Genomic DNA, 18,729 nt, shown 5'->3' on the forward strand with positions numbered 1-18,729 from the left:
ATTGGAAGATCCCGGGAGATAATGTTTGACAAAAGTCAAACATTGCATTTTTTTATTGTCAGCCTACGTAATGTGAGTATTTTAATTGCCCCAACAATTCCCTATCTTTCGCTCAACAGTCCCAACTATGAAAAGAGTAGGCTTCCTAACCCTTCTATTGCTGAGTTGTAGTGCTTTTGTGTACGGCAAAATCCGCCTTGAGGTGAGGGTTAGTGCTCCCCTACCCTTGCCGGAGTCAGGTTTGTATTTGGCCGCAAGTTTCAACAATTGGAATCCGGGAGACCCCGTATTCAAGCTCAGCCAACAATCCCCTAAGCTGTATTACATTGAACTGGATCAGGAACTCCTACATTTTGAGTACAAGATCACCCAGGGAAGTTGGGCCTACGTAGAAGGAGATTCCACGGGTACCTTTATGCCCAGCCGCAAGTACGATTTTTCGCCACAGCAACAACTTGTCCAAATCGAGGTAGTGGGCTGGGAAAAACGGGCTTTTTACCAAATGGTCATCAAACAAATCCCGACCAACACGCCCCACGATGCCACCCTCTACCTTGTCGGTAACTTCAACAACTGGAATCCACGCGATGAAGCACATCGCCTGTACCGCCAGCCCAATGGTACTTACCGCGTCAATTTTTCCACCGAACTGGAGCGCATTGAATTCAAGTTCACCCGCGGCACCTGGGCTTCGGTAGAAGGGCAGGAAAATGGGCGCATGCGGCCCAACCGGGTTTTGTTCCGCAGTCAAATCAAGGCCAATCAACCCCTCGAGTTTGAAATTGCCACCTGGGAAGACCTATCCGGGTCGGGCAATTTGTTGGCTTTTGCCTGGTACGACATCATCATATTGTTTGCCGCCTTGCAAGGCTTTTTGCTGGTTTTGGCCATCCCCACCATTCAGGATTTTAACCGCAAGGCCAATCGCTGGCTGGTCTTTTTGCTGTTTTTTGTATCCTCCATTCTCTTGATTCGTACCCTGGGCAATCAGCGGGACATTGCGCAAATTTTTCCTTTTTTGCAGTTTGTGCCTGACTTTTTGCTGCTGGCCTACCCTCCAGCTTTTTACCTGTACGTGCGGCGACTACTGTTCCAAAGTGATCAATTTTCTGCCCGGGTATTGCTGCATTTTATTCCCAGTTCGTTGCAAATTTTTGCCTATACGCCTTTCTTCTTGGCGGAAGTAGCCGCCCTCAAAGTAGATGTAGTGAGCCACGATGCCCAGGGCTGGTGGGCTGTAAATGCGGTGGCCGTTTTCGGCTGGTTTTCCAACGCATTTTATACCTACCTCTCACTACATGCCATTCAGGGCTACCGCAAACAGTCTCAACGCAGTTATTCTTTCGAGGAAAACCTACATTTTTTGCTCACCGTCTTGATCATCATGGGCGTTTGTTTATTGCTTTGGGCTTTCACCTTGGTGGTTGCCGGGATTGGTTTTCTCAGCAACAATGAAATTTGGTTGTTTACCGAAAAAAGTGCGGATCTGATCTGGCTGATTTTTTCCATCATTCCCCACCTTCTGGGTTATTTTGCCATTCATCAACCGGAGATTTTTAAAGTGGCCCAACCCGTTTCCCTGTTCAATACCATTCCGGAAATTCCCATAGAAGAGGTGAAAGCGGGCCATTTGAGCGAGAAAAAGAGTGAAGAACTCAGCGACGAAAATTTGCAACGCCTCAAGCAGCAACTGGAGGCCTACATGACCCAACACAAACCCTTTACCAACCCCAAACTCACCCTCAATGAATTGGCCAGTATGCTCAAAATGCCGCCCTATTTGTTGTCCAAAGTGATCAACGAGGGCTACGATGTCAACTTTTTTGATTTCATCAACACCTATCGGATTGAGGAATTCAAACGCCGGATGGAAGATCCCCATTTCCAGCATTACACCTTGTTGAGCATTGCTTTTGAGGTAGGGTTCAATTCCAAAACGGCGTTTAATCGTTCTTTTAAAAAAATCACCAACCAATCGCCGAGTGAATTTTTTCAATCGGTGAAGGCTTAACCTCCACCACAACCACCTCCTCCTCCGCAACCGCCGCCGCCACCACAGCCACTTCCTCCACTGCAACCAGAGCCGCCGCTGCATCCGCTGCCGCTACAGCCACCACTGCCACAACCGCCAAAGGAGTCGCTTACGCCTGCAAATGCCCCACAGCCACCAATTATACCTCCATCCTTGTCTTCCCGGTTGAACAATCGGCCCAGGGGTTCGTAAGCGCTGGTGAGTTCATTCAACCAACTTTCGGTATAAGTCCCGCCTCTGAGGGTTTGCTCTAAACTACCGATCAGCAGAAGTCCAGAACCCAATAAGGCGGGCAATTGGGCCAAATCTGATTGGTCTTGCTTCAAGGAAGCGGCTACGGTTTGCTGGCCTTCCAAGAGGCGTTGTTTAAGGTCTCTGCGCAACTCTTTGCCTTCGGTAGTCAGCGGAAAGCTGTGAAAGGCATTCCAAAAACTGGCCGGCATAATGGATTGAATCTTGGGCGTTTTACGCACAAAATTGTATTGGTAGCCGTAATAGGATTTTGTTTTTTGAGCCACCAAGTTGATCAGCAAAGTCATTTCCACTTTTTGCTCTCCGGTTTGAAAGGGCAGTAAAAATGGCTCTTCGTGCACCAGTGGTGGGTATTGGACAAAATACGGCCCGGTGGTCAAATAATAAACGGGTTTTGCCGCCCCGGGTTCTACACTATGAACTTGTAAGACCTCCTTCATGATCAAGTCAAGGAGGGTTACCCGCATCATTTGTCGGCCATACAGGCGGTTGGGTTGTTGCAAAAAGAGCAGTTCAGCGGGCGAAAGTTGTTTGATGTCTGGTATCATTTTTTGAAGATTGTAGAAGCTGTTTGAGTTGATGTCGCGAGCTGCAAAGGGTCTAATTGAAGTCAAATTTCGTTCCGAAAATGCTCATTTAGCGCTGCTAAACTCCGCTTTTCGTGCCTCATTTGACTTCAATTAGCCTCCTTTTCGCTTTCGCGACATCAACTCAAACGGCTTCTTAGGGAGTAGCCAATATTGATTCAAATTGATTCGACGAAAATTCAGTGGTGCAAAACGGATTTCAGCAGGTGGCCACAAATCGGCGGGTGGCACTTGTGTAAAGTGCTCTTCGTACAATTTCAGGGTATTGCTGTAACAGTCGTTGTATTTGGTGTCCTCGGTCTTTCCCCCTTTGGTGGGGCCATGGTGGATCTCGCGCTGCAGGGTGTCACGGCAGAAATCGTGCCAATAAGAACGGGTGTAAATCAAGTGCAAATGCCACACCTGATCCACCTCATCGGAGGGCGTCATGGGGCTAGGTGCTACACAACAGAGGTACATAAATCGCTTGTATTCCAGAATGGCCCGAAAGGCAAAGTCCAATTTCCAGCCATTCTCCAAAGCGAGGCGCTGCACAAAAGGGAACGCAGACTGCGGGTCGTTGAGTTCAAAGTGCAGGATTTTTTCCCATAAGGCTTGCTGAACTGGATTCATTGGCACGAGTTTACCCTAAAACTACGTCGATTGGCTCGCTTTATGCTAGAATTGCACTTTAAGTCTAAGTTATTTTCGATTAAAATGATCGGATTAAAGGGATATGATAGTAATTACCCGATGAAAATGCTTATCGATTAATCTTCCTCCATGATTACTTCCCGCAAAAACGGTGCTGCTTTCTCAAAATTGGCCGCGTGTAATCGATATACCCACACATCCTGACTGAACAAAAAAATCCCTTGCACAATTACCGCCCAGCCAAATCCACACCATAAATCAGGGAGATTTATTCCATCAATCAGGCCATGGTCACGCAGCAACAAGCCAATGAAACAATAGGCAAAATCCAGGCCTATATTGAGCAAAAGAATCTTTTCCACGTGCCGTTGGGCCTCAAAACGTTCAAAAGCATTGCCTTTTTGAAAGTGGCGAAAAACAGCATGGTAAAAAATCAGCATGGCGACAAGCAAGTTGATCAGCCCCCAAACCATGTTCATCATCGCAAAATAGTACAATTGACCGTGCAGAAACAACAAGGCCAGGAGGCCAAACAGGATGTTCAAAATGCTCCACCAGGCCAGAATGGCCAAATGGCGGCGCAGGATACCCCGAAACCGACGGTCGAAATCCACGATTTCATCAAAGGGTTCATTCAAGTGGAGTGGAGTGGTAAAAGCAGAGATGAGGTAGCGGGTATGGTGGAGTTTCATGTGCTTTTTGAGGCAAAAATCGGGCGGCCGCAAAGTTCTTGCAGTGATTTTTCGTAGTAAATCACAATGATTTTGTTGGTACTGAGGGCTTTATTAGAAAGACCATAAATGATTTTGTTTGGTCAAAAACAAAAGCGGCATTTTTTAGCACAAAGGACACAATGGAAGGCACAAAGGGCACAAAGTTAGACGTTGACGAATTCTTTGTGCTCTTTGTGCCCCCCTTGGTGTCCTTTGTGCTAAAATGTGTCGCTTTGGTTATTCCTCAACTCTTCCCTGGCGGAATCGGATTCGGTACCGCGTTATTCACCGCTGGCAAAGACTTCAAATACGCAAATACCGCCTGTAAATCCTCATCACTCATCTTCGCAAAGTTGAACCAAGGCATTGGTGGCAACAACGGGCGGGTACCGTCCATCCCTTTGGATTTGCCTTCGCGGATACACTTTTCAAATTGCTTGTAATCCCAGCTGCCGATCCCGGTGTCATCGGGGGTAAGGTTGGCCGCAAAGGAAGTCCCCCACGGGCCAACAGCAGCCGTCAACATCGGGCCAAACAAAACCCATTCGCCGGGTTTGGCCATTTCTGGATTGGTCACTTTGGGCAAGGGCATTTCGCGTGGGTGGCCGGAAAGGCGGCGCTTCATGTCCAATTCTGGTCCGTTTGGTCCCATCACTTTGGGCGTGTGGCAATCGTCACAACCACTGATGGACACCAGGTATTCACCTCGTTTGACCAGTTCGGCCTGGGTGGGCGCTTTGACTTCTACCAGGTCAGTTTTGACGTCGGGGGTGCACCACAATAGCGCAAGTAGGCTGGCGCAAAGCAGCAGTACAATTGAGTACGGTTTCATTTTTAGGTGTTTTGGGGGTTAGACAGCGGGGAGCGGAGGGAGGTGGCAGGCAGGGGAATTTTTTTGGAAAAATGGAAATGGCATCCAAAATGAATTGGATGCCATTTCCGGGCTATCGTTGGGGCAACCCTACGTGGTTGCCCTTGCGCAGGAGAAACAACGTGGCGGCAATCCTGTGTGGTTGCCGTAGGGATAACCACACAGGGTTATCCCTACAGTTCGCGGACCCACACGTTGCGGAAACTGGTTGGGTTGCCGTGATCCTGCAATTCCAGTGGGCCTTTGCCGTGGGCCACGTTTTTGGGCATGCCGATGTATTCGGTGGTGCCGCGGATTTCGGTATGGTTTTGCACCAGCACACCGTTTTGGATTACGGTAATGTACGCCGGAGTAATTTTGATGCCATCTGCGTTGAAGCGAGGGGCAGTGTAAATTACGTCGTAGGTTTGCCACTCACCTGGAGGCAAACAGGCGTTCACCAATGGCATGGATTGTTTGTAAATCGAGCCAGCCTGGCCATTGGAGTAGGTGCGGTTTTTGTAGCTGTCCAAAACCTGCAACTCGTAGCGGCCTTGCAAAAAGACCCCGCTGTTGCCACGTCCCTGGCCATTACCTTCCACCACTGCTGGTGGGCGAAATTCGATGTGCAACTGGATGTCGCCAAATTCTTTTTTGGTACGAATAGCGCCAGTACCTTTGACTACGGTCATGGCAGTACCGTCGGTTTTCCAGCCCGCAGGTTTGCCGTCCGCAGCAGCGACCCACTCATCCAGGTTTTTGCCGTCAAATAAAACAATGGCATCTGATGGTGGTTTGGCCATTGCGCCAGGTGTCACCACGCGGGGCTCTGGTTCCCATACTTCGGTAAGCTCAGGCTTAGGCTGTTGGTTTGGCGCAATTTGAGCCAGGGCCACTACACTCAGCCCCAGGAAACAAACTAGCATTGAAAAAAGTCTGGTCATTGTTGTTGTTTTTTGAGTTCTATGACGTTTGTTTATAATTAGACTTTATGTGCTGCAACCTTGTTTGCATAAAGTCTTTCGAGCTGCTAGATTAACAAAAATCCGCTATTCCTGCAACTGCCAAAGATAAACGTACGGGGAACTACCACGATTGCGGAACTGTTCCTAAGCTAAAGCCCAGCTTTTTGAAAAAATCTTATCCTGGGTTTTTGAAGTATTTTCTACTTTTGCTCAGGCGTTTTGAATGGGTCTCATAGTTCAACGGATAGAATAGGAGTTTCCTAAACTCTAGATACAGGTTCGATTCCTGTTGGGACCACAAATTGATTTGGATAGATCGTTGTTTTATTGGTTCGCTGGTAGACCACCACATTTGCTTGGGCAATGTTTACATTATCTCCATAACCAATGCGTTTATTATTTGTCACCCAAAAACCTACCCAACCCTCTCCCGATAAGCCTCAATCGTCCGTACCGCCTCGGCCTCGGTTTGTCCTTCTGCTTGTAGGTGGGCAAGCAGCATTTCTAGCAGTCTTTCGGGGCTGACATCTACCAGCAGGGCTATTTTCTCCAGGGAAAACTCCTGGAGTGACCAGAGTTTGTGTACGAATAATTGTTTTTCCAGTTCGATACCCTTCTCGATGCCTTCTTCGATACCTTTCAAAAAAAGGCCGTCAGTTTCGATGTCATAGTGAATCGTCATGGCTTCCACTTCGGTTTTTACGATAAGTTCCATTTTTCTTAAACGTGATAAAATTAACAATTGTTTTTGAAACTTTTTGATTCGATTGGACTTGCGTAGGATTCGTTTCAGGCAGTGCAATATATCCCTTACCACTTTTGCAGGGGCGTCTTCTCCAAAGTCACAAAGAATGGCCAATACTACCTCTTCTGGAATTTCCGAATGTAGGAACTGCTCCTTTGGAATCTGCTTGAGGACAATTACTTCGTATTCCAAGTCAAGCCCACTAAGCGTCAATTGGTTTTGGTGGATGTGATTCGGATTGGATAAAGTGCCGCCATAGATTACTATTTGCCTCAATGATAAGCCAGTGATGTGGTGAAAAAGCGCATAATGCAGCAGGTTTCGCTTGCGCAGATCTTCGTCCGTAATGTGAAATTCAATTTGCAGTCCATAGTCCTGTTCTGGGTCGTCGTGTACCACTCTGCGGATGTGGTCCATTTCTGCTTCTTGAGTGACCTGCATTTTCGCATCAATAGGCGCAAGTTTTGGCGGTTTGAGTCCCAATAGTTTATTCAACAAAGGCAACAAGAGGGATTCGATGTTTTCTTTGAATATCCGGTCTTAGTTATTGGCCATAAAAGCAAATTAGACCACAATATAAAGTTTGTTATTTTTATTTTAGAAAATTTTTTGTGTTTTTTTAAACTCATTCCACCCCCAAAACAGCAACGCTGACCAAACCCACCAGCCTGATCAGCGTCACCCCCATCACTCCACACCTCAATGGTACAGCTCAAACTGCACCGGTTTTGGATAATCCATCCCGGCGGTACCCATCAACAAATCAGCAGCCAATGCTTCGGCGTCGTAATCGGCTAGTGCGTACATGATCTGGTACTGGGGGTTGAGTCGAAAGGTTTCCACCCCGGAGAAGCTGAGCAAAGTATCGTTGTAGGTGCGGGCGTTCATTTTCCAGTGGCAGATCGCCGTATTTTTTTCGATGGTCAAGTCCAGTATTTGTGGCACAACCGACTGGAAGGCCTTGTAAAAATTCTTCATAAAAATGGCAAGCTTCTGGCTGCCCTTAAACGGCCTGCTGCCCGGCGCATCGCACATTTGCCCTTCTTCGGGATGAAACAGCAGCACCCAGCCACGGATATCCTGCGTTTCAATGCACCTAAAGTATTGAGCGATCACCTCCTTCACCCGCTCTGGCTCCAGCTCGTGGCTTGCTTCGTAGGGGCGGTAATCGGCCACCTGCCACTGCAATTCCTTTTCCATCACGACATTGCCGCTCATATGGCCGTACCGGAAGTTGGTGATCTGAGTGTAGTCAAAAAACAACTGATCCAACTCCGGAAAAATCGAATTTGCGGCATGCCCCACCAGACCGTTCACCTGGGCACCGAGGGAACCCAAACTGGAGGCACCCAGTATTTTGCCCACCATCAAATAATGATTAAACAAAAAGGCCTGGAAGCTGCGCGTGAGGTCTTGAAAGGCGGAGAGCAAGCGATACAGACCAACATGTTCATGCTGATTGTCTAGAACCATCAGGGGCGGTATGCCGATCTTTTTGAGCTGCGCCCAAAAGCCCTCGAACACCTTTCTGGCCAGGGCTGGCACCTCGTAGATGCGGCGGGATTGTGCGCCACTTGCATCCCTCAAATTGATGCGCAGGCGATGGTAGTCGCGGTGCGACATGTACTCTAGAATCCGCACAAACTGCTGCTGCGAGTCAATGATCCGGGCAACCAGCTTCAAAAAATCGGCAGTCTGCCGGGAGCTCAGTTGATCGTAGCACTTTTTGAGGATGTCATGAACTACGGTGAACCAACTTTCCGCGATTAAATGGACACTGGCAAACAAAGTATCTTCCTGACCATACTTGTTTTCTGCCCGCAGTACGGCTATTTTCGCCTCAATGTCTTGTTTTTCCGCGTCGTTCAGGGCTGGCCACTGCATCAGCTTGCGCAGGCAGGCGGTATCCCGCACAAAGGCGAGCATGGTTTCTTTAAAAATCGAACGCTTTTTTTCTTTGTCAATGTAAGGTCGGGGGTCCGATTCATTCATACGGGCGTTTTGCTGCAACAACAGCTCCGCGCAATACAAGGCCCGCATGAGAGAATTTGAATCATTGCCCCAGATATTTTCATACTCATTCAAATGAATGTACAAAGCATAGGGCGTTCTTTGTTGAGGGGACATTAATGCATTCATGTGTGAAGTAAAAATTAATGGATGATAAAATGGAGGTAATACAAAGTCGTATCTGTTTGGCAAGATGCCAGACGTTCTAATCCCGCACGGTTGGCTGGAAATGAGAATAAATGAATTGAATTTTATTTTATCTGCTATGATTATGATCAGGGGTTTGTTTTTCTCTAGTATAGCAAATTTACATTATTCTATTGAAAATTATAGCATCAAATATAACCATATATGACACAGATAAGCTGACAATATTCAGGCTTTATTTTTATTAAAATATTGAATTTCAACACTATTGACTAAAATGTTTGATCTATTAAATCCTACTTAGCGTTTAAGTAAATCTATTGCGAAATTTTGACTGATATACATGTGGGACGCCAGTCCTTGGTCATACTCCCTGAACTGGCGCCCTACCCTCTATTTATTCATCATCTTCATCAAACAAATCATCCGAACCCAGCATATCCGCCAAGGTATCCCGGAACGACAACTTCGCTTCCAACATATCCTTGCTGATCACCTGGAATTCGGCCAGGCCATGCAGCACCAATTCCATGTACAAGTACAGCTCGTCGCCTTGTACTTGTTCGAGGTTTGACTCTACAAATTTGCGTAGACCAGCTACCCCATCCAATGCAGCCCGGTAGTCCTTGTCGCTCATGTCGTTGAACAGGTTTACCGCGTTGCCGCCGCTGAACCAGGCGCGCATCACGCCGTATGGATCGCGATCGCGGCCTTTACGCAGTTTGTCCGGGTCAGGGAAATGGTCGAGAAACAACTTTTTCAATGATTTACCCAGCAGATTGATGGCCACCAGGTAAGGGCCTTCCTGTTCACCTTCGTATACCAACTCGACTTTCCCGGTAATGGCGGGTACCACACCCCAAAAATCGGTGAGGCGGGCGATGGTTTTATTTTCCCGGTTGATCAACAAGCGGCGTTCGGCCGTGCTGACCAGGTTTTCATAACCCGAGATGGTCAAACGAGCGGAAACCCCACTCTTTGAATCCACAAATTCGCTGTCCCGCGCTTCAAAAGCAATCTGCTCCAGCAAAATTTGCAGCAAATCTGGCACATACACCTGGGCGCGTTGCTCCGCGGTCAGACGGGCTTCTTGCTGGGTGATGCTACGGGCGATTTCGATGGTTTTCGGATAGTGGGTCAGGATTTGACTTTCAATCCGGTCTTTCAGCGGCGTAATGATGCTGCCCCGGTTGGTATAGTCCTCAGGGTTGGCCGTAAACAGAAACTGAATGTCAAGCGGCAAACGCAGTTTGAAACCCCGGATCTGGATGTCGCCCTCCTGCAAAATATTGAACAAGGAAACCTGGATCCGCGCCTGCAAATCCGGCAATTCGTTGATCACAAAAATGCTGCGGTGCGCCCTTGGGACCAGCCCGAAGTGGATCACGCGCTCATCTGAGTAGGCCATTTTCAAGGTAGCAGCCTTGATGGGGTCTACATCCCCAATCAGGTCGGCCACACTTACGTCGGGTGTAGCCAATTTTTCCACATAGCGTGCGCTGCGGTGCAACCACTCCACGGGCGTATCGTCGCCCATTTCAGCGATCAAATCCAGGGCGTAACGCGAGATGGGATTCAGTGGATCGTCGTTCAGTTCACTTCCGGCAACTACGGGAATGTACTCGTCCAGGAGATTGACCAGTAGGCGGGCAATCCGGGTTTTGGCCTGGCCACGCAAACCCAACAACAAAATATTGTGCCGGGAAAGCACTGCCCGTTCGATGTCGGGCAAAACCGTATCCTCGAAACCAATCACCCCTTCAAAAACTGTTTCCCGTTTTTTGATTTTGTCGATCAGGTTGGCCCGGAGTTCTTCTTTTACCGATTTTGCACGATAATTGCTGGCCTTTAAGGCACCTAGTGTAGTAATGGAATTCATCTGTGCGGAAGCGTTTAAAAAGCTTGTTAGAAGAAAAGAAAACGATTGAAAATCGATATAGTTTTGACCTCAGTCTAAACTATCGACATTTCTGCTGCAAAAACTTTAATTTTAAACCTTCTATGACGCAAAAAATTACTTCCCGATTTTTTTTGAGGCTTTTGAATAGGAAGCTCACTTGAAATGAAGCGTTCGACTTCCTATTCAAAACCAAAATCGGGAAGTTAATTTTTCTGCGTTACTAAATTGCCAAAAACAAAAGTGGTAGCTCACCACCATTAAACACAAACTGACATGAAAAAACTAGTAGTCTTTGGATTGCTGCTCTCTGTTTCACTTTTATTATCGGGTTGCATCAACGTCATTGAGGAACTGACCCTTAATAAAAGTGGCAAAGGATTGTACTCCATCACCATCGACATGAGTTCAATCCTACAATTGGGTTCGCTCAAAGACTTGATGAACCAGGCTGGGGCCGATGCAGAGGCCCAGAAAAAACTCGGTATGGACAAGATGGAAAAAGACACCACCATCTACTTCAAGGACATGCCCGCCGACCTTAAGGCACAAACCGGAGATGCCAAGTTTTGGGACAAAGCCAAAATGACCATGAAAATGAGCGAATCCGAGAAAAAGCTGGTCATGCAAATGAGCCTGGATTTTGACAAAATGGAAGACATTGAGTTTTTCTACAAAAATCTGGGTACGGTCATGAAAGAAGGGGCCGGTGAAATGGGTGGAATGCCGACTGAAGGTTTGACGCCTGCCGGTGTGGCTTTTAAACTGGCCAAAAAATCGCTCACTCGTCTCCCTACGCCCAAAGCCGAAAACCAGCCAAGTGGTGAAGATATGGAGATGATGAAGATGTTCCTGGGCACTGCCAAGTACACCACCATCTACAACCTCCCCAATCGGGTGAAAAAAGTCAAAATGGCCAACGCCAAAATTGACGGCAATACCGTAACCGTTGAAAACTCCATGCTGGACATCATGGAAGGTAAAGCCAAATTGGAAGGACAAATAAGTTTTTAAGTTTAGAGGTTGAGGAGTTGAGGAGTTGAGGTTACCGCGAGCGATTTTGACAAGAATCTTATCTAAGTCGCTCGGGGTAACCTCAACTTCTCAACTCCTCCACATCTAAACCCCTCAACCATCAACCATGATCGACCGACTGAAAAAAGCATTCCAAGAGGCCTCCGATGCCATCATGGAACAAGCAGGTAACCTGGGCGAAAACGCCAAAGAACGTGGCTACCAAATGATTGAAGAATGGCTGCGCATTTTTCCCCGCATGCAAGCGTATGGACTGGAAATGGTCAACTTTTCCTTGACGGTAGCCCTGAGCCCGTCCCTGGAAGTGGAAATGCGCGGCAAACACGAAGATTTTTCACTTGAAAGACTGGATGAAATCCTGAAAGAAAACAAAGGTAGTGCCGCGATGGTATCCGTTTTTACCACTATCAAAAGTACTTATTCCCTGTACCGCAGTACCGGAAACCCACTGAATGATCCGCTGATTGTTCGTATGAAAATCAAGATTACCCCGGAGATCAAGGTGACCATCGGTCAGGCCTGGACTTAAATGGTTTAAGCGCAAAGAACACAAAGACCGCACAAACACAAAGCGTCGTCAACATCTAACTTTGTGTCCTTTGTGCTGCCTTTGTGTCCTTTGTGCTTAAAAATGCTTTGTGCCCTTTATTTCAACAATTCCAAATGCCCCAAATGGTGCCGACTGTGCCAATGGTACAGCGCCAATACCTTCCCCAAGGGGTTTTTCACTGTTCCAAATTCAGGATGATAATAGCCCTGATTTTCCCAATCTTTGATGTCCTTTAAAACACAGACCCAGCGGGTGTGGACATCTTCCAGTATCCGCAAAGACACCTCGATTGGCAATTTTGAATCCGGCAAGGTCGCCCAGCGGTCTTCCATGTAAGGTTTGATGGTCGGAAAATCTTCGGTCAAGGACAACTTGAAGCGAATGTAGGCATTCATGTGGCTATCGGCGATGTGGTGCACTACTTGTCGCCCCGTCCAGCCATCGGGCCGATAGGGGCTATCCAACTGTGTTTCACTTAAAGATTCGGCGGTTTGGCGAAATACCTGCGGGAATTTTTCGAGGTAGGCAATCCATTCTTCAATCATGGCGGGTGTAACCGTTTCCGGCTTGACAAATTTGCCAACCGGGTACTGCAGAGAAGTTAGGTCTGTAGACATAGTTTGAGTGTATGTTTGGGTGTTATCAATTACAGATGGGACTTCAAAATTTTAAAAAATAAAGCAATAAAGCAAGAGCTATAGAAAAATCATTGGAATACATGGCAATTTTGAGGCAACGCACGGTAGAGACGCACGGCCGTGCGTCTCTACAATCCGGCATCATCCGTCATTTTTGCATTGCCTAAATATTGTCATGCACCCCAATCACTGAATTAAAACTTTCACATTGGAATGCAACCACAAAAAGGAAGCAGGCAACTGACTGCTGATTTTTGCCTCCAACAAGCGTTGGGTGATCTCCACTTTTGCTGGCCCAGTAATGAGCAATACAATTTCCCTGGCCGCCAAAACATCACTCATTCCCAGGGTGAGGCCATACAATTTCACATCACGCATGTCTTTAGCCATGCTGTGCCCCAGTGAATCATCCGTAAGTTGGGCAATGTGACAATGCGGCTGCAAAAAGGCGCCAGGTTCATTAAAAGCCAGGTGCCCATTGACTCCCAGTCCCAACACACACAAATCGATTGGCCCTTCCTGTTGCAACAATTGTTGAACCCTGGCGCACTCTTGTTCTGGATCAGCGGGATTGCTTTGGATGGAAAAATAACGATCCGCAGGAATGTTTAAAGGTTGAATCAAGTGTTCCTGAAGGTAGGACTCACAAGTTCCCGGATGCTCCATGGGAACGCCACCCCACTCATCCAGTTTAAAAATGCGCAATTGGTCAGCAGAGAAAAGGGATTTTTGGGCTACCAGCGCTTGGTAGGTTAAAGTTGGTGTATTACCCGTAGCCGCACAAAGCAACAGATTTGGTTTCTTTTGAATGGCCTGGATGATGACTTGGCTGACGGCGGCGGCAAGGGCTGTTTCTGAGTCAAAACGTTGAATGTGCATAAGGGTGGTTTTTTCCCAAACTGATTAAATCTCCATTTCCAATAGTGCATAACTCAATGCCTTGCCATGCGTATCCATTGCTAACGAAGTAGTCACCCCCCCCATTAAGGCCTGTTGGCAGACAAACAGCAAGGAGTGAATATTGGGCAACTCGTAGCGGGTGATTTCCCCAACGACGATATCTTTCATGTGGGCTTTGACCCGCTCTGCAGTAACTTGGTTGCAGAGCATATCGTAATCCGTCTCTTGATACGGGATCAGGGACAGGGTGAGGGTATTTCCTTTGTCGCCGGCACGGCTGTGGGCGATGTTGTAGAGTTTCATAGGTTAAAGTTAATAGTACTGAAATGCGACCAAAGCAACATTTTTTACCGCAGAGTTTTACAGAGTGCCCGCAGAGTTTCGCGGAGTTTAGGCCACCTTTGGTGGCTAAGATTACTCAGAGCCGACTTGAATGAACACTATTACAAACAAACAAAATTTAATAGTGTCGGACCTCCAGCCACCAAAGGTGGCAAAACTCCTAAAAACTAAAAACTCCGCGAAACTCTGCGGGCACTCTATAAAACTCTGCGGTAAAAAAATCCAACAGCTCAGAACTCGCATAAAGCTTATATTGTAAAAATACTAACTTTGTGTTCCACCACTCCCCGATCCAATAAAACCGACACAATGCCAATCACCTCATTCACTCCTTTGCGCACTCCTCCCCCACCCGCCGGGCCATTGGTATACAAGGCTTCCACCTCTTCTCCAATCAAAGCGGCCTGACTGGCCGAAGCTGCTTTAGCCGCCACCCGTACCCTGATCTCATAAGGCGCTGCCGAATGTCCAAAATTGCCACGGTGCACCGAGCTACTGCCAATGAAATCAATGCGCAGGTCGGGAAACTGATCTTTCAGCCGCTGAGTCAAAATTTCTCCCGCCAATTCCGCACGTTCTAGAGCCGCCGAACCAGCGTAGGAAATTTCCCCCTCACCCAGGAAAAAGGCTTTGTAGCCCACACTCACTTTGTAGGTCGCTGGTTTGTTTTTTCCGCTACCTCCACGCACACTCACCTGATCCAGTCCGGATTCACTGAGGTAAACCGTGGTAAAATCCGCAATGACATCGGGGGTGTAATATTCATAAGGGTTAATGACTTCGTAAAGGAGTTGTTCCTTCGCGGTTTGTAAATTAACCACGCCGCCAGTGCCTTCCACTTTGCTGATCACGGCGGAACCATCCGGAAACACATCGGCAAAAGGGTGTCCCAATTCAGCCATCCCTGGCACTGGTTTTTTTAGTGGATCAGCAAAATACCCCCCAGTGATATGCCCCGCACATTCCAGCAAATGGCCAATGACTGTCCCTTTGCCCAGCAAATCATAATCATCCGTTTTCCAGCCAAATTCATGAATCATTGGCGCCAGAAACAGCGATGGATCGGCGACTCGCCCGGTGAGGATGATTTGAGCCTCAGATTGTAAGGCTTCCAGGATCGGCTCTATACCCAGGTAAGCGTTGGCAGAAATAATGGGCCCTGATTTTTCCAAGGGCTCACCTGTTTCCAGTGCAAGCCATTGCGGGTCAATTTTTGCCAACACATCATCACCCCTGATTGCCGCTACACTGATGGAGAGCCCAAGTTCCCGGGAAATTTCGATGATTTTTTTTGCACCGGCAATTGGATTCGCGGCCCCCATGTTGCTGATCAGGCGGATCTTGTTTTGTACCAACAAGGGCAACAAGGAGCGAATGCGACGCTCCAACAAGGGGTCATAGCCCTGCTCTGGGTCTTGCAACTTGCGTTTTTGCGCCAGGGCAATGGTGCGCTCTGCCAAGCATTCCAGTACCAGGTAATCCAGCTCGCCTTTTTCGGCCAGGATTATAGCAGGTTCTAATCTATCTCCAGAAAATCCTGCGCCACACCCAATTCTGATTTTTGCTTTTCCCATGGATTAAATATGAATTGATCCGCTCAGCAATGCCACTATCGTCATTACAATGGTCGTGCCCCAGGCCCAGAAAAAAGTGAACCTTTGGTGTTCGCCCAAATCCACTTCCGATAAACCCACCAATAAAAAAGTGGAGGCAGTCAGCGGGCTGATTGGAAATCCCACGGTCATTTGTCCCAATAAGGCCGCCCGGCCAATTTCCAGCTGATCGATCCCAAATTCAGTGGCAGTTTGGCTCAAAATCGGCACTACCCCAAAATAATAAGCATCGGGGGTAAAGAGGATACTTGCAGGCAAGCTGGTTACAGCGGTCAAAGTAGGCAATAGGTTTGCCTGCTGGGCCGGAATCAACGCCACCAGCGCACTGGCCATCGCATCTATCATTTTGGTGCCGCCCAAAATGCCAGAAAACGCCCCCGCTGCAAAAATCATACTCGACACCATAAAGATGTTCATGCCGTGATTGCGCAGGATTTTTTGCTGATCGGCCAATTTGGGGTAATTGATCAACAGTGCAATCATGCTCGCTACCAAAAACAACACCGCGGTCGGCACCCAGGCTTTCATCAAGGTGACAATGAGCAAGATGGTGAATATGGCATTGAACCAAATGAGTTTGGGGCGCCGTAAACGTTTTTGCTCTTCATTCAAATTGTCGGAGGGATGGTATTGCAAATCGAGGATACCGATGCGTTTGCGCTCCCGTTTGCCCCAAATGTAAGCAACCAGCAACACCCACAATACGCCCCCCAAAATGGCGGGTACATTGGGGTTAAAAATAGTGGCCGCATTGGTATTCAAGGTTGAAATCGCCCTGGCTGAAGTACCCGACCAGGGCACCAGGTGTAAGGGGCCTACACTTAGCGCCACGATGCCCGCCAACATCAACCGATTGATGCCCAATTGTTTGTAAATCGGCACAAAGGCAGAAAGGACAATCATAAAGGTGGCGGTACCATCTCCGTCCAGGTGTACAATCATGGTGAGGACAGCGGTGCCCAGCAAAACCTTGAGTGGGTCGCCTTTCACCGCGCGCACAATACCCGCAATCACCGGGTCAAACAAACCCGCGTCCAGCATGGTGGCAAAGTACAAGACTGCAAACATCAGGAGAATCCCAGTTGGAGCCACTTTTGTAATCCCTTCCAGAATCATTTTCCCCAAATCTACCGGATTTACTCCGGCCAAGAGGCCAAATACAATAGGAACCAAGACCAAAGCGGTCATTACGCCCATTCGTTTGGTCATGATGAGGGCTAAAAAGGTGGCGATGGTGGCAAAGCCAAGTAGTGCGAGCATGGTGTAGGTTTGGGGAAAGATAGAAGTTTTGAAAATTAGTTATATCAGGTCTCCTTAAAATATTTTTTAGCGACAATGACTAATTTAAGCCCGAATCGCAATAAGCTGCTGTGACAAATGCTCTTTTTCCTTATTTTTCCCTCCAGAAATCGAGAGAAGATGCAGAAATTGATTTATGGGTTCGTTTTTACACTGCTAAGTGTTTCATTGTTAGCCCAAACCGCAAAGGAGTACAGTGCGCAGGATTATGCCTACCTGGAAAAGTTATACCTCCACCTCCACCAAAATCCCGAACTCTCCTTTTACGAGACCAAAACGGCCAAACGCCTGGCAGAAGAGTTGCGCCAAGCGGGTTTTCAAGTCACCGAAAACTTTGGTGGCACTGGCGTAGTAGGCATCCTGAAAAATGGCCCTGGCCCAACTGTCCTCATCCGCGCCGACATGGATGCCCTACCCGTAGTAGAGGAAACCGGAAAAACCTACGCCAGCCAAGTAAAAACCAAGGATGAAAGTGGCAATACCGTCGGCGTCATGCACGCCTGTGGCCACGATGTGCACATGACCGTATGGACGGGAGCTGCTCGTACCCTGGCCAAAATGAAATCCAAATGGAGTGGCACACTGATCATGGTGGGCCAACCCGCCGAAGAACGTAGCGGTGGTGCCAAAGCGATGCTCAAGGATGGCCTGTACAGCAAATTCCCCAAACCAGACTACGCCCTAGCCACCCACGTCAGCCCCACCCTGGCCGCTGGTCGCATCGGTTTCCGCAAGGAGTACACCCTGGCCAACGTCGACTTTATGGACATTACGGTGTATGGTCAAGGCGGGCATGGAGCTTATCCACATACTACCATCGACCCCATCGTGCTGTCGGCCCGCATCATCACTACGCTACAAACCATCGTCAGTCGGGAAACTTCCCCGCTAGAGCCTGCGGTAGTCACCGTTGGTGCCATTCACGGTGGTGCCAAGGGCAATGTCATTCCCAACGAGGTACAATTGCAACTGACCATGCGCTCCTATTCCGATCAGGTGCGCAAAAATACGATTGAAAAAATTGGACGGATTTGCCGGGGTGAGGCGATCGCCGCGGGTTTGCCCGAAAGCAAATTTCCTAAAATCACGATGCGCCCTGAAGAAACCCCCTCAACCTATAACGACCCTGCCTTGACCGAACGGGTGGTCAATCATTTTAAAAGCACCTTTGGCGCAGCCCAAATCCAGGAGGTAGAACCTTCCATGGCGGGTGAAGATTTCGCCTTGTTTGGTCGTACTCCCGAAAAAGTGCCCATCTTCCTGTTTTGGCTCGGCACCCAGGACCCTCAGCAAGCTGAAAAAGCGGCCAAAGGTGAAATTCAATTGCCCCCTTTGCACTCTTCCTTATTTTGCCCGGTGCCAGAACCCACCATCAAAACGGGGGTAGCGGCAATGAGTGAAGCGGCTTTGCAATTATTTAAAAAATAGTTGAGGAGTTGAGATGGTTGAGAAGTTGAGGCTACCGCGAGCGATTTTGACAAAGTCCTTGTCTAAGTCTCTCGCGGTAGCCTCAACTTCTCA

17 protein-coding genes and 1 tRNA gene are annotated in these 18,729 nt (G+C 48.1%); 5 read left to right on the plus strand and 13 right to left on the minus strand.

Annotation, left to right across the window (positions count from 1 at the left end):
- Positions 1-127 precede the first annotated feature (127 nt).
- On the plus strand, positions 128-2,011 hold the full coding sequence (locus ACO08K_RS06635) for a helix-turn-helix domain-containing protein (protein WP_421795603.1): 1,884 nt from the start codon (positions 128-130) through the stop codon (positions 2,009-2,011).
- On the opposite strand, the gene ACO08K_RS06640 is transcribed toward ACO08K_RS06635, so the two are convergent.
- The 5 genes from ACO08K_RS06640 to ACO08K_RS06660 all read right to left on the minus strand — a co-directional run bounded on the left by ACO08K_RS06640 (position 2,008) and on the right by ACO08K_RS06660 (position 6,011).
- Positions 2,008-2,832, minus strand: a complete 825-nt coding sequence (locus ACO08K_RS06640; RefSeq protein ID WP_421795604.1) for a hypothetical protein — start codon at positions 2,830-2,832, stop codon at positions 2,008-2,010. The two genes, ACO08K_RS06635 and ACO08K_RS06640, sit on opposite strands and share 4 nt — an antisense overlap.
- A gap of 132 nt (positions 2,833-2,964) precedes the next feature.
- Positions 2,965-3,483, minus strand: a complete 519-nt coding sequence (locus ACO08K_RS06645; protein WP_421795605.1) for a glycine-rich domain-containing protein — start codon at positions 3,481-3,483, stop codon at positions 2,965-2,967.
- Positions 3,484-3,620: 137 nt separating this feature from the next.
- Entirely contained in the window at positions 3,621-4,196 is a 576-nt protein-coding gene (locus ACO08K_RS06650; RefSeq protein ID WP_421795606.1) for a DUF6992 family protein, read from the minus strand.
- A 265-nt stretch (positions 4,197-4,461) separates the two neighbouring features.
- A complete protein-coding gene (locus tag ACO08K_RS06655) occupies positions 4,462-5,049 on the minus strand; it encodes a c-type cytochrome (RefSeq protein WP_421795607.1) in 588 nt (195 codons plus the stop codon).
- A gap of 212 nt (positions 5,050-5,261) precedes the next feature.
- The gene (locus tag ACO08K_RS06660; protein WP_320027524.1) at positions 5,262-6,011 is read right to left on the minus strand and encodes a DUF1080 domain-containing protein; all 750 of its coding nucleotides are present in this window, start codon (positions 6,009-6,011) and stop codon (positions 5,262-5,264) included.
- Positions 6,012-6,258: 247 nt separating this feature from the next.
- Here ACO08K_RS06660 and ACO08K_RS06665 point away from each other — a divergent pair.
- Positions 6,259-6,330: transfer RNA gene (locus tag ACO08K_RS06665), tRNA-Arg, on the plus strand.
- 117 nt (positions 6,331-6,447) lie between these two features.
- Here the strand turns inward: ACO08K_RS06665 and ACO08K_RS06670 are convergent.
- The 3 genes from ACO08K_RS06670 to ACO08K_RS06680 form a co-directional block, all read right to left on the minus strand.
- Positions 6,448-7,218 (minus strand): hypothetical protein, encoded by a 771-nt coding sequence (locus tag ACO08K_RS06670; protein WP_421795608.1) that lies wholly within the window; start codon positions 7,216-7,218, stop codon positions 6,448-6,450.
- Positions 7,219-7,476: 258 nt separating this feature from the next.
- Entirely contained in the window at positions 7,477-8,916 is a 1,440-nt protein-coding gene (locus ACO08K_RS06675; RefSeq protein WP_421795609.1) for a nuclear transport factor 2 family protein, read from the minus strand.
- A 415-nt stretch (positions 8,917-9,331) separates the two neighbouring features.
- The gene (locus ACO08K_RS06680) at positions 9,332-10,813 is read right to left on the minus strand and encodes a magnesium chelatase (RefSeq protein ID WP_421795610.1); all 1,482 of its coding nucleotides are present in this window, start codon (positions 10,811-10,813) and stop codon (positions 9,332-9,334) included.
- A gap of 294 nt (positions 10,814-11,107) precedes the next feature.
- Here ACO08K_RS06680 and ACO08K_RS06685 point away from each other — a divergent pair, with 294 nt between their 5' ends.
- Positions 11,108-11,845, plus strand: coding sequence for a hypothetical protein (locus ACO08K_RS06685; protein WP_421795611.1), 738 nt, complete (start codon positions 11,108-11,110; stop codon positions 11,843-11,845).
- Between the two features lie 127 nt (positions 11,846-11,972).
- Positions 11,973-12,395: a hypothetical protein gene (locus ACO08K_RS06690; protein ID WP_421795612.1), complete on the plus strand. Its 423-nt coding sequence runs from the start codon at positions 11,973-11,975 to the stop codon at positions 12,393-12,395.
- Between the two features lie 116 nt (positions 12,396-12,511).
- Here ACO08K_RS06690 and ACO08K_RS06695 read toward each other — a convergent pair whose 3' ends face one another.
- The 5 genes from ACO08K_RS06695 to ACO08K_RS06715 all read right to left on the minus strand — a co-directional run bounded on the left by ACO08K_RS06695 (position 12,512) and on the right by ACO08K_RS06715 (position 17,169).
- Positions 12,512-13,033 (minus strand): YfiT family bacillithiol transferase, encoded by a 522-nt coding sequence (locus ACO08K_RS06695; protein WP_421795613.1) that lies wholly within the window; start codon positions 13,031-13,033, stop codon positions 12,512-12,514.
- Positions 13,034-13,240: 207 nt separating this feature from the next.
- Entirely contained in the window at positions 13,241-13,933 is a 693-nt protein-coding gene (locus ACO08K_RS06700) for a galactosamine-6-phosphate isomerase (RefSeq protein WP_421795614.1), read from the minus strand.
- A gap of 24 nt (positions 13,934-13,957) precedes the next feature.
- Positions 13,958-14,257, minus strand: coding sequence for an AtuA-related protein (locus ACO08K_RS06705; RefSeq protein WP_421795615.1), 300 nt, complete (start codon positions 14,255-14,257; stop codon positions 13,958-13,960).
- Positions 14,258-14,544: 287 nt separating this feature from the next.
- A complete protein-coding gene (locus ACO08K_RS06710) occupies positions 14,545-15,870 on the minus strand; it encodes an acyclic terpene utilization AtuA family protein (RefSeq protein WP_421795616.1) in 1,326 nt (441 codons plus the stop codon).
- 3 nt (positions 15,871-15,873) lie between these two features.
- Entirely contained in the window at positions 15,874-17,169 is a 1,296-nt protein-coding gene (locus tag ACO08K_RS06715; RefSeq protein WP_421795617.1) for a CitMHS family transporter, read from the minus strand.
- 159 nt (positions 17,170-17,328) lie between these two features.
- Here ACO08K_RS06715 and ACO08K_RS06720 point away from each other — a divergent pair, with 159 nt between their 5' ends.
- On the plus strand, positions 17,329-18,636 hold the full coding sequence (locus ACO08K_RS06720; RefSeq protein ID WP_421795618.1) for an amidohydrolase: 1,308 nt from the start codon (positions 17,329-17,331) through the stop codon (positions 18,634-18,636).
- Positions 18,637-18,729 lie beyond the last annotated feature (93 nt).

Source organism: Haliscomenobacter sp. (assembly GCF_965225875.1).
Classification (GTDB): Bacteria; Bacteroidota; Bacteroidia; order Chitinophagales; family Saprospiraceae; genus Haliscomenobacter.

What these genes read in the sequence shown, in the direction of transcription:
- ACO08K_RS06635 (WP_421795603.1), top strand. Translation starts at nt 128, where the DNA reads ATGAAAAGAGTAGGCTTCCTAACCCTTCTATTGCTGAGTTGTAGTGCT.
- ACO08K_RS06640 (WP_421795604.1), bottom strand. Translation starts at nt 2,832, where the DNA reads ATGATACCAGACATCAAACAACTTTCGCCCGCTGAACTGCTCTTTTTG.
- ACO08K_RS06645 (WP_421795605.1), bottom strand. Translation starts at nt 3,483, where the DNA reads ATGAATCCAGTTCAGCAAGCCTTATGGGAAAAAATCCTGCACTTTGAA.
- ACO08K_RS06650 (WP_421795606.1), bottom strand. Translation starts at nt 4,196, where the DNA reads ATGAAACTCCACCATACCCGCTACCTCATCTCTGCTTTTACCACTCCA.
- ACO08K_RS06655 (WP_421795607.1), bottom strand. Translation starts at nt 5,049, where the DNA reads ATGAAACCGTACTCAATTGTACTGCTGCTTTGCGCCAGCCTACTTGCG.
- ACO08K_RS06660 (WP_320027524.1), bottom strand. Translation starts at nt 6,011, where the DNA reads ATGACCAGACTTTTTTCAATGCTAGTTTGTTTCCTGGGGCTGAGTGTA.
- ACO08K_RS06670 (WP_421795608.1), bottom strand. Translation starts at nt 7,218, where the DNA reads ATGCAGGTCACTCAAGAAGCAGAAATGGACCACATCCGCAGAGTGGTA.
- ACO08K_RS06675 (WP_421795609.1), bottom strand. Translation starts at nt 8,916, where the DNA reads ATGAATGCATTAATGTCCCCTCAACAAAGAACGCCCTATGCTTTGTAC.
- ACO08K_RS06680 (WP_421795610.1), bottom strand. Translation starts at nt 10,813, where the DNA reads ATGAATTCCATTACTACACTAGGTGCCTTAAAGGCCAGCAATTATCGT.
- ACO08K_RS06685 (WP_421795611.1), top strand. Translation starts at nt 11,108, where the DNA reads ATGAAAAAACTAGTAGTCTTTGGATTGCTGCTCTCTGTTTCACTTTTA.
- ACO08K_RS06690 (WP_421795612.1), top strand. Translation starts at nt 11,973, where the DNA reads ATGATCGACCGACTGAAAAAAGCATTCCAAGAGGCCTCCGATGCCATC.
- ACO08K_RS06695 (WP_421795613.1), bottom strand. Translation starts at nt 13,033, where the DNA reads ATGTCTACAGACCTAACTTCTCTGCAGTACCCGGTTGGCAAATTTGTC.
- ACO08K_RS06700 (WP_421795614.1), bottom strand. Translation starts at nt 13,933, where the DNA reads ATGCACATTCAACGTTTTGACTCAGAAACAGCCCTTGCCGCCGCCGTC.
- ACO08K_RS06705 (WP_421795615.1), bottom strand. Translation starts at nt 14,257, where the DNA reads ATGAAACTCTACAACATCGCCCACAGCCGTGCCGGCGACAAAGGAAAT.
- ACO08K_RS06710 (WP_421795616.1), bottom strand. Translation starts at nt 15,870, where the DNA reads ATGGGAAAAGCAAAAATCAGAATTGGGTGTGGCGCAGGATTTTCTGGA.
- ACO08K_RS06715 (WP_421795617.1), bottom strand. Translation starts at nt 17,169, where the DNA reads ATGCTCGCACTACTTGGCTTTGCCACCATCGCCACCTTTTTAGCCCTC.
- ACO08K_RS06720 (WP_421795618.1), top strand. Translation starts at nt 17,329, where the DNA reads ATGCAGAAATTGATTTATGGGTTCGTTTTTACACTGCTAAGTGTTTCA.